The sequence below is a fragment of the Synechococcales cyanobacterium T60_A2020_003 genome (genome assembly GCA_015272205.1).
GTDB lineage: Bacteria > Cyanobacteriota > Cyanobacteriia > RECH01 > RECH01 > JACYMB01.
This window is the reverse complement of record JACYMB010000132.1, coordinates 1-9,939: the sequence shown is the minus strand read 5'-3', so window position 1 is coordinate 9,939 and position 9,939 is coordinate 1. Positions and strand designations below refer to the sequence as shown.

9 protein-coding genes are annotated in these 9,939 nt (G+C 51.2%); 6 read left to right on the top strand and 3 right to left on the bottom strand.

What is annotated here, in order from left to right; genetic code table 11:
• Positions 1-191: 191 nt before the first annotated feature.
• Positions 192-2,315 carry a response regulator gene (locus tag IGR76_06935; GenBank protein ID MBF2078248.1) on the top strand — a complete coding sequence of 708 codons (2,124 nt, stop codon included), beginning with the start codon at positions 192-194 and terminating at the stop codon, positions 2,313-2,315.
• Positions 2,316-2,356: 41 nt separating this feature from the next.
• Here the strand turns inward: IGR76_06935 and glgA are convergent, their stop codons facing one another.
• Positions 2,357-3,835 carry a glycogen synthase GlgA gene (glgA, locus tag IGR76_06930; protein MBF2078247.1) on the bottom strand — a complete coding sequence of 493 codons (1,479 nt, stop codon included), beginning with the start codon at positions 3,833-3,835 and terminating at the stop codon, positions 2,357-2,359.
• 193 nt (positions 3,836-4,028) lie between these two features.
• On the opposite strand from glgA, the gene IGR76_06925 reads away from it, so the two are divergent.
• Complete coding sequence (locus IGR76_06925) at positions 4,029-5,540, top strand: glycosyl hydrolase family 57 (GenBank protein MBF2078246.1); 1,512 nt, start codon at positions 4,029-4,031, stop codon at positions 5,538-5,540.
• A 6-nt stretch (positions 5,541-5,546) separates the two neighbouring features.
• Here the strand turns inward: IGR76_06925 and IGR76_06920 are convergent, their stop codons facing one another.
• Positions 5,547-6,134, bottom strand: coding sequence for a GIY-YIG nuclease family protein (locus tag IGR76_06920; protein MBF2078245.1), 588 nt, complete (start codon positions 6,132-6,134; stop codon positions 5,547-5,549).
• A gap of 227 nt (positions 6,135-6,361) precedes the next feature.
• Between IGR76_06920 and IGR76_06915 the strand changes: the two genes are divergently transcribed.
• Genes IGR76_06915 through IGR76_06900 form a run of 4 tightly spaced genes read left to right on the top strand, consistent with a single transcriptional unit; the run spans position 6,362 to position 9,431 of the window.
• On the top strand, positions 6,362-7,243 hold the full coding sequence (locus IGR76_06915; GenBank protein MBF2078244.1) for a hypothetical protein: 882 nt from the start codon (positions 6,362-6,364) through the stop codon (positions 7,241-7,243).
• Positions 7,244-7,250: 7 nt separating this feature from the next.
• The gene (locus IGR76_06910) at positions 7,251-8,096 is read left to right on the top strand and encodes a hypothetical protein (protein MBF2078243.1); all 846 of its coding nucleotides are present in this window, start codon (positions 7,251-7,253) and stop codon (positions 8,094-8,096) included.
• Entirely contained in the window at positions 8,075-8,425 is a 351-nt protein-coding gene (locus tag IGR76_06905) for a hypothetical protein (GenBank protein MBF2078242.1), read from the top strand. Before IGR76_06910 ends, IGR76_06905 begins: the two co-directional genes overlap by 22 nt.
• A 40-nt stretch (positions 8,426-8,465) precedes the next feature.
• Complete coding sequence (locus IGR76_06900) at positions 8,466-9,431, top strand: YihY/virulence factor BrkB family protein (protein ID MBF2078241.1); 966 nt, start codon at positions 8,466-8,468, stop codon at positions 9,429-9,431.
• On the opposite strand, the gene IGR76_06895 is transcribed toward IGR76_06900, so the two are convergent.
• A partial coding sequence (locus tag IGR76_06895; GenBank protein ID MBF2078240.1) for a transporter substrate-binding domain-containing protein occupies positions 9,410-9,939 on the bottom strand: 530 nt, incomplete at its 5' end. The genes IGR76_06900 and IGR76_06895 overlap by 22 nt on opposite strands.

Below are 9,939 nucleotides of genomic sequence, written 5' to 3'. Positions count from 1 at the left end.
TAAACCCGATAGCTACAAGGTTGAAGGTTAATACCAGGACACTCTCAAGGCGAACCTGACCGTTTTTCTAATCATGCAACAAAGCCTGTGATAACTGAAATTTACCATGCCTCTCCTGCCCGCAACCCCTCTTTCATGCAACAACGCCCTATGCAGTCATTGAGTCGGGTACTGCCTGTGTCGTCGAAGAAGTGATTACATCTGCCCAAGGAGACCAGGGATATTTCCAAACCGTGAAAGTGCCCATTCGTTCCCTAGACGGGCAATCGTGGAACGTATTGGGGATTGCAACGAACATTACCCTTCGTAAACGCATTGAGGATCAACTGCGCGAAAGCGAAGCTCACCTCAGTGCGGCTCAACGAATTGCGAAGCTTGGGAGTTGGGAGTTCAACCTCCAGAATCAGACAATACAGTGGTCTGAACAAACCTATAAAATCTTTGGACGGGATCCGTCTGAGGGGGATCTGACCTATGAAGAGTTTCGAACCTACGTTCATCCGGAGGATTGGGATGTTTTAGACCAAACCACACAGATTATTACCGAGTCTCGAGAGCCATTTGAGTTAGAGTATCGCGCCTGTTGTCCAAACGGTCAGATTCGCTATATTTTGTCCCGTGCGGACTTGATTATGGACAGTCATGGTCAACCGAGTAAATTACTGGGAACTGTTCTGGATATTAGCGATCGCCGCAAAGCGGAAATTCTACTTCAGGAAATTAACGAGCGCTTAGCCCTCACCAATGCGGAGTTGGATCGGGCGACCCGCCTCAAAGATGAGTTCTTGGCGAATATGAGTCACGAACTTAGGACACCGTTGAATGCGATTTTGGGGATGACAGAGGGATTGCAAGATGAAGTCTTTGGGGCACTGAGCGATCGCCAAAAACGACCCATTGAGATGATTGAGCGGAGTGGCAAGCATCTAATCGCATTGATCAACGATATCCTCAATCTCTCTAAAATTGAAGCTGGCAAGCTAGAGCTTCAACGATCACCTACTTCGCCGAAGTATTTGTGTGACTCCAGCCTTATGTTTGTCCGCCAACAGGCCGTCAAAAAAGAAATTACGCTTCACCTAGATATACCGCCCAATCTACCTAACATTAGGGTAGACGAACTGCGGATCCGTCAAGTCTTGATCAACTTACTCAGCAATGCGGTGAAATTCACACCGGACGGTGGAAACGTCACGCTCAGGGCGACAACCGAGGTTCAAAATAGCCAGCGTTTCTTACGCTTTTCAGTGACCGACACAGGCATCGGGATTGCGAATGACGATCTTGAAAAGCTGTTTCAACCCTTCGTACAGCTTGACAGCGATCTAAACCGCCAGCAAACCGGAACAGGGTTGGGGCTAGCGTTGGTGCGTCGATTGGTGGCACTCCATGATGGCATCACAACCGTGACCAGTACGCCTGACACAGGAAGTTGTTTTACCGTTTGGCTACCCTACACTCCTGCCGAGGAGGTGGACTGTGGTGTACCGCTTCCCACAGCACCCCGGAGTCTCTCTACCCACAATCGAACCGTTCTGGTGATTGACGATTCGGCAACCGCCAGTGAACAGATAACCCGTTATTTGGAAGCAGCGGGGATGGAGGCCACCGTCTATGCTCAGGGCGAAGGTGTGATTGACCTTGTTTTGGAACTTCAACCCGGTCTAATTATCCTTGATATTTTGTTACCCCACAAATCGGGATGGGAAGTCTTAAAAGAACTAAAGGCTCATCCCAAAACCCAGTCAATTCCGGTGATCATTGTATCGGTTGTCGATGAGCGATCGCGCGGTTTAAGTCTTGGTGCTGCCGAGTGCTTAGTCAAACCGATTTCCCAGAATGAGTTCCGGGCAACCCTCCAAAAGCTGACGCCCTCTAATCCGCTATCATCACTTGCCAGCACTCAAGGTACCTGTAATCCCCATGGAGTAGAGACTGAACCGCCATTAATCCTACTTGCCGAAGATAATGAGATGAATGAAATTACCATTTCTAGCTATCTCAGCACCCGTGGATATCACTTGGTCACGGCTCAGAACGGGGAGGAGGCGATCGCCCAAGCCCAGTCTCACAATCCTGATTTGATTCTCATGGATGTACAAATGCCGGGAATAGACGGATTGGAGGCGACCCGTCGGCTACGCGCAGACGCCAAAACGTCCCATATCCCGATCATTACACTGACCGCGTTCACCATGTCGGGCGATCGCGATCGCTGCCTGGAGGCCGGAGCAAACCATTACGTATCAAAACCCATCAAACTCAAAGAACTAACGGAGCTCATTCAAAAAATCCTTCAAGGCTCTCACACATAGCCTCTGTTCGCGGGCAATGCCCGCGAAAGAGACCTGCGAATCTACCACTTATGACGAATACGCTCAAAGAGTTCTACATACTCTGCACCGGGCTTATTCCAAGAGTAGTCACACCGCATCCCTTGCATCGCCAATTGCTTAAACAACTCCGGCGACTGATACCACAGATCCAACGCTCGACCTAGGGCAGATTCCAGGGCATAGTTATCCTGCTCATAGAACACAAAGCCGTTGCGTTCTTCAACGGGATGTTCCGTATCGTAATCCCAATCAAACACTGTGTTGACAAGGCCACCAACACCGCGCACCACCGGAACCGCACCGTACTTCAACCCAATCATTTGAGTTAAGCCGCAGGGTTCAAAGTTGCTGGGAACAACGATAATATCCGCCGCCGCGTAAATCAGGTGAGATAGCTCCTCATTAAACCCAATTTCCAGATGGCAATCGGGGTTGCTGATGAGATGAATCTTCTCATGCCAGAACCAGTCGTTGATCGCCTTCTCTGTCGCCGATCCTAGGAGGGCAAACTGTGAGCCTTTATCGAGGGCATAGTAGATCGCGTGGTGAACCAAGTGCATCCCTTTTTGGGCATCCAATCGCCCAATGTAGACCACCAGTGGTTTGTCGTTGTGTTCCAATTTAAAGCGATCGCGAAACTCTTTTTTATTCAGCGCCTTCGTTTCAAAATCATCCGCTGTGAATGGATAGGGAATATATTTATCAATCTCTGGGTTCCATACGTCATAGTCCACACCATTTAAAATGCCGGAGAACTTGTGCTGATGGAGTTCTAGGGTGTGTCCCAAGCCATAGCTGACATCGCCAAACCGAGCTTCCCAGGCATGGTGTGGTGATACGGTGTTCACATGGTTTGAGTAAACAATCCCCGCCTTCATCATGTTGATCACAAAGGGATTGAAGTTATCCATCAACCGTTCGTAGTTGAAATAGTAGGCTTCGTTGTTTAGTCCCGTCCCCCACAGCACCTCAACTCCCGCAATCCCTTGGTGCTTGAAGTTGTGGATGGTATAGCACACCCGCTGATGAGCCATACCGTGCCATTTATAGATTTCGTACAGCAATACCGGAACTAACCCCGTCTGCCAATCATGACAGTGGATAATGTCGGGACGCTTATTGCTGACGTGGAGGAATTCCATGGCGGCCTTGCTAAAGAAGGCAAAGCGCATGTTGTCATCGTTTGATCCATAGAAATGCCCTCGATTGAAGAAGTTATCCTCAGAATGGGGTTCGATAAAGAAACAGAGGCGACCGTGTACCCATCCGCAGTAGACCGAGCAATGAATCGCGCCACCGTACCAGGGTACCCACAGATCCCGATACGCATCATGCAGTCCCCAAATGTGGTCGTACCGCATGCAGTCATACTTGGGCAGAATGATTTCGACGCAGTGACCCCGGGTTTCTAACTCACGGCTGAGTCCATAGACCACATCGCCCAATCCGCCCGCTTTGATGACGGGAGCGCATTCAGAAGCAATCTGTACGATGTACATCCCAGCCTTCCTCTTCATAAAAGTTCATTTGTAATGCTCCTATTCAAACATGAAGTGCTAAAGAAGTTAAATCCATCTTAAAAAGGAAGTGTACTATCGCCCGCACCCTTGAAAATGCAGAGGAGTGTGCGATCGCTCAGGCGCAAGTCCAGAGTGAAGATATGCTCCTGCCCACCGTTCATAGGAACCCGCCATGATTGCTTCTGTTTCTCCGTCCCAACTGCCTACTTTAAGTCCGTGGCGAAACGGATTGCCCAATATCTGTGGTTGGGAGGCTGAGATCGCGACGATTACCCAGAGTTCTGATCCCGTTGCGCTTCCGGTTACGAACTTAGACATTAACCAAATTTCGGCAGGGTTTGCCTGTGCGCTCCACATGCACCAACCTACGATTCCTGCTGGCGCAAACGGAGAACTGATCTGCAATTTGCAGCATATGTTCGAGCATCCCCACGACGGCGACAACCACAATGCTGGCATATTCGCCTGGTGCTACAGCCGCATGGGAGATTTTATTCCTGAACTGGTGGCGAATGGGTGCAATCCCCGGATCATGCTGGACTATTCTGGCAATTTGCTGTGGGGCTTGCAGCAGATGGGACGCGACGACGTGATCAATAATCTGAAGCGGATTACGTGCGATCGCCAGTACTATCCCCACGTCGAATGGCTGGGAACGATGTGGAGCCATTCCGTTGCCCCCTCCACGCCGATCCCCGATTTGAAGCTCCAAATTCAGGCGTGGCAGCACTACTTTGCGGCCACCTTTGGCTATGAAGCCCTCAGTCGCGTTAAGGGCTTTTCGCCACCGGAAATGCATCTGCCCAACCATCCTGATACGCTGTACGAATATCTGAAAGCGCTGAAGGAGTGTGGCTATCGCTGGCTGATGGTGCAGGAGCATTCCGTTGAGCGCTTAGATGGTTCCGGCCTGCACCATGACGATAAATATATTCCCAATCGCCTAGTCGCCCGAAACTCCCACGGGGAAACGATTAGCATGACCGTTCTCATCAAAACCCAGGGATCGGATACCAAGCTAGTCGCCCAAATGCAGCCCTACCACGAAGCCAAAGGACGCGGACGCCAGCGGATCGGATCGGTGGAGGTTCCCAGTTGCGTCACCCAGATTGCCGATGGTGAAAATGGCGGCGTGATGATGAACGAGTTTCCGCGCGATTTTCAGCCTGTGTGGTACGACCTTCAGCCCAACGGACGCAGCCAAACGGGCGTGACGGGAATTAACGGGACGGAATACATTGAACTGATTGAAGCGGCAGGCGTGAAGCCAGAGGATTATCCTGTGTGTCAGGCGGTGGGACAGCACAAGATTTGGCAACAGGTCGATCGGGATCACGTTACACCGGAAGCAGTCGCCAAGGCTATTCAGCATCTTCAGGAAACGGATCACCGTTTCCACATGGATGGAGCCTCCTGGACTAATGACTTAAGCTGGGTGCGGGGCTATGAAAACGTGCTGGAACCGATGAATCAGCTCAGTGCGCGGTTCCATGAGGTGTTTGACGCCCAGGTGCAGCGAGATCCGGGGGTAACGCAGCGATTGGATTATCTCGAAGGGTTGCTGTACGTTCTGTTATTGGAAACAAGTTGCTTCCGGTATTGGGGACAGGGCATCTGGACGGACTATGCGCGGGAACTGTATCGGCGTGGTGATGCAGTGATGCAGGGAGCGGGTTTAGGTTAAGGATGACTAAAGCTTGCCCCCGACGAAGGGCGTGTTCCAAAACGTCCAGTTTTCTTTATTAAAGGGCGATCGCCATTTGCGAATCAAGGCAGATTCTAACGTTTGGCGATCGCGCGTTCCGGTGGGGGCATTGCGGTAAAAGGCGATGCCGAGGGTTGAGCTTAGGTCATGTTGATAGTGGGCTTGTCGGTACTGCATCAGGTAGCGTTTGCAGTCGTGTTCGCCTTTCCATCGCTGAGTTGACGTAATCGTTTCACCGACGTACAGCAACAAATCACATTCGTAGTCGATCACAAAATAGAAAGCTGCCACGCCGCGATCGCGTTCTGTCCATCGCCAAAAGTCCGTATTCTGCCGTTCGAGGGCAAAGGGATCGAGGCTATTGGGATCAAGATGAGTCGCAGAAGGAGCATCGAAGAGTTGACCTTGTTCTAAAGCAGGACTCAGGGTCACCTGCCGCTGAAATTGAATGATGCGATCTTTCCAATCTAACAACGTTTCAGCGCTCATCTCTAGGGGCGTATCCAGACGGGGCGATCGCTCTAGCTGATAGAGCTCAGTGGATGAAAAAAGGGAGAATTGTTTTGAAGTCATGAGGCCTACGTATCACCGAACGTATTCCCCAATATACTCTACTGGAAGCGGTTTGTTCTTGCTAGAAACGCTACATGCAGGTATGAGCCAGGTATGAGTGCTGAATCAGTTTGCCTGAATGGTTTTGCTATGGAGATGCACAGTGAACTGTCCGGGATAGATAGCGTTTTTACTCCAGATCAGCCAGAATGGTTTCGTCGTGTCGTGAGAATGTCGTTTCAAGACTCGTGCCTATACCGGATGAAACGCTCGCCAGACTTGGAATACTGGTTTGGATCGCTCAGGCGGATGGGGAAATTCAGCCCTGGGAGCAAACCATGCTCAACCAGGCAATCCAACTTCATTTAGGTGACAGTGAGGCAGAATCGATCAGTATTGATCAATTACTCAGCCATTCGTTTTCGATTCAGGATGCCTTTTCCGTTCTTCAATCTCCTGAACTTCAGCAAGCCACCTATGCCGAGGCTGTCGCGATCGCCCAACTGTCCGGCATCACCCCTGCCGAAGAACAGCGACTCGCCCAAATTCGCCATGCCTTTCACATAGACGCTGATGCGAGTGAACTCCCAGATTCTGCCTCGGTGGACTGGGCTGATCCATCCGTTTCAGGGCGGGGTATTGTGCTGGGGATGCGGCGATTAATTAGCCATAGCCGTCAGGTGCGATCGCTGATTTTGGACTATGCCATCGGTGCCGCAATTATTGGTTTGATTCCCATTCCCAATCTGCTGTTGCTGAAGCTGCTGGGATTAGCCGTTCTCGTCTTCAAAATGCTGCGTGATATTGGGGCGCAGTGGGGCAAACCCAAGGGTGCAGATGTCTTTGCTGGGGTGGGGCGGATGTTTGGTTGCCTTGGAGCACTGGCGATCGCCTTTATGGCATGGCTGACCCTCTTTGGGCTGGGATTGCTGCATCCGTCCATCCGTTCGTTGGCGCTGGGTGCTGGCTTTTCTACCTTTACCTGGGTGATGGGGCAAGCCACCAACCAGTACTACATGAGCAGTAGTCGTTTGGATGTGTCTGCCTTGCGACGGGTGATGCAGCGGCAGGCCAACGCCCAAGCCCGAAGCGGATGGCGACAACGGATATTACAGATGACGCGAAGGTAAGCCCACGATGAAACTAAATCGACGACAACTGTTACTGACGGGGTTAGCGACCGGGGTTGCTAGCTCCCTCACCGTGGATGTTGTGCGGCGACACAATGCCCGGAAGCGTGCCAAGGCGCTAGAGTCGATCGCGGAAGCCCAACTCGACACCGACAATATGTTGGACGCAGCCTTCCAGCAAGAAAACGCCTCTCTGGAGGAACTCCGCACGATTCGCGCGTCGGTTACACCACTTGTCCCGCCCGTGCCCTACGATCGCACCCTGTCCAAACTGCTGATCCTGTGCAATAAACTGACGACCCAGCAGTACATCAAGGGGAAAGTTGACCCGACCTATGATGGTTCGATTGACTCGTTGCCTGCCTATGGCGATCGCCTGAATGCCTATACACAAGTAGCGTCGTTTAAGGGTACGGAAGCGGAGTCGGTGGAAGAGGTGGAAGTTATTCGTCCGGCCACTGTGCCCCTCACCGAGGTTGAAAAAGACATGCAAGCCCGCATGGGCGAGATTGAAAACTCTCTGGAAGACACGATCCAAGATGTCGTCAAGCTAAAACGCAGGATTCCCGTGTATTACGGGTTTGTGCTGGAGTCAGAGGATCATTCCCTGGTGTTATTTCGCGGAACCCAACGACGGGCGGAGTGGCTCGAAAATATCACGGCGTTGCTGGAAGACTACACCAATCCCGCGCTGAACAGTCCAATGGGGCAGGTGCATACCGGATTCCAGCAAGTGTATCAGGGTTTAGTGAATCCATTGCCGTTAGAGGTTTTTCGCAAGCTTGATCCCGCCAAGCCCTGCTATGTATCTGGCCATAGTTTAGGGGGGCGATCGCCATCCTTGCGGCCTTAGACGCTGCCCTGCAAATTCCCAACCTCAAACCCCAACTTCGACTTTACACCTATGCAAATCCGAGGGTGGGCAACATAGACTTTGTCAACGCCTATCATCAACATCTCCCCAACAGCTATCGGATTGTGAACTTAGCTGATACCGTGCCCTTAGTACCGCCCAGCAAGCTGAATGGGGTCTACGCGCACATTGGCCAGAAGTGGGCGTTTCTATCCCAGAATGACGATTTGTTGCCCAATCATCAGATCGATACCTACCGTCATGCTATTGATCAAAGTGCAGAGCAACAGGCCACGAATACCTATACGGATTTAAAGCTGTTGTCTTGAGTGAATCTTTGAACCGTCTATTCTCGACGCGATCGCCCCTATGAATCCCAGACTTGAACGCCTCAAAACCCAGATTTTTTCTGCTACCCCCACACAACTGGTTGTGCAAACCTTTCGGAAATGGCAGCAGGATGAGTGTTCCGAAATGGGAGCGGCACTGTCCTACTATGCGCTGTTCTCGCTGTTTCCGATGTTTCTGGTGATTTTGAGTGTCGCAGGGTTTTTCCTGGGGCCAGAGACAGATGTCGCCACCCAAATTTTGACCTACGCGCAAACGGCACTGCCCCCGATGGCCTACGACATTTTTGAAGATGCCCTGTCCCATTTGAACGCGAGTAGTGTGGGCGCAGGAATCACGGGCTTTATTCTGCTCTTGTTTACCTCCAGCAATGTCTTTGGCGCACTGGATCGCTCCGTAGACAAGATCTGGAAGGTCTACCACGAGAAGCGGAATACGTCGTCATTCCGCGAATCGATGATCACGTTTTTGCTCGATCGCATCTTGGCGTTTTCGTTGGTACTCAGTGCCTCTGTATTGATGCTGGTTTCCCTCCTTTCAAATATTGCCTTGAAAACTTTGCGCGAACTGTTAGAGACGTTTAACACCCTGATCACCTTTGTGGAATTAGACGAAGTTTTAATTCTCAAAGATATTCAGCTCGGTGCAACATTTTTAACGCTGTGTCTGGTGATTTTAGCGCTGTTCAAAATTTTGCCGTCTACCCCGGTGAAGTGGACTGATCTTTGGCTCGGAAGCTTGATCACAACGGGGACATTGATGGGGCTTCAGCAGCTAGTGAGCAATAGTATTCTCCATATAGGCAGCCAGTACCAGTCCTATGGTTTGGTGGGTGGCGTGATGGTGTTGATGCTGTGGCTCTATCTGACCTGCCAGATCTTCTTCATGGGGAATGCATTTACCTATGTCTACACCCATCTGTATGGCAGTCGGCGGGAGCGATCGCCCCACTCTCCCCATCCGCGTCAACGATTGAGACAGTTCTGAAGATTATTGAGTTCTACGGACGAGAGATCCCGGAACCAACGACCCAACGTTTGACCTTCGTTGAAGGTGGTAATGAACTGATTCACGGTGCGTCGCCAGTCGTCGTCTCCTTCTGGTAGGAGGACTCCGTAAAACTCACAGGTCAACGGTAGTTCTGGCACGAGTCTAAATGCACTTGGATCGAGTCCGAGTTGGTTCACTTCGCCAATCGTCAAAATATCATCACCCGCAAAGGCCGCGATCGCCCCGTCCGCCACCGCCTGAACCCCTTGTTCTCGACCCTCAACCCCATCAAAATAGACGATGGTTGCATCGGGATAGCGATTTTCTAAAAACGTAGCGGTTGTTGTGTTGGGCAAGACGCCCAAGGTCACACCGGAGAGAGTGTTGGTCGGATTGCCAAAATCAATGCGTTCAGCCGGATTTGCTGGAATCAAAAATCGGGTTGCGGCGGGCTTTGTTGCATGATTAGAAAAACGGTCAGGTTCGCCTTGAGAGTGTCCTGGTA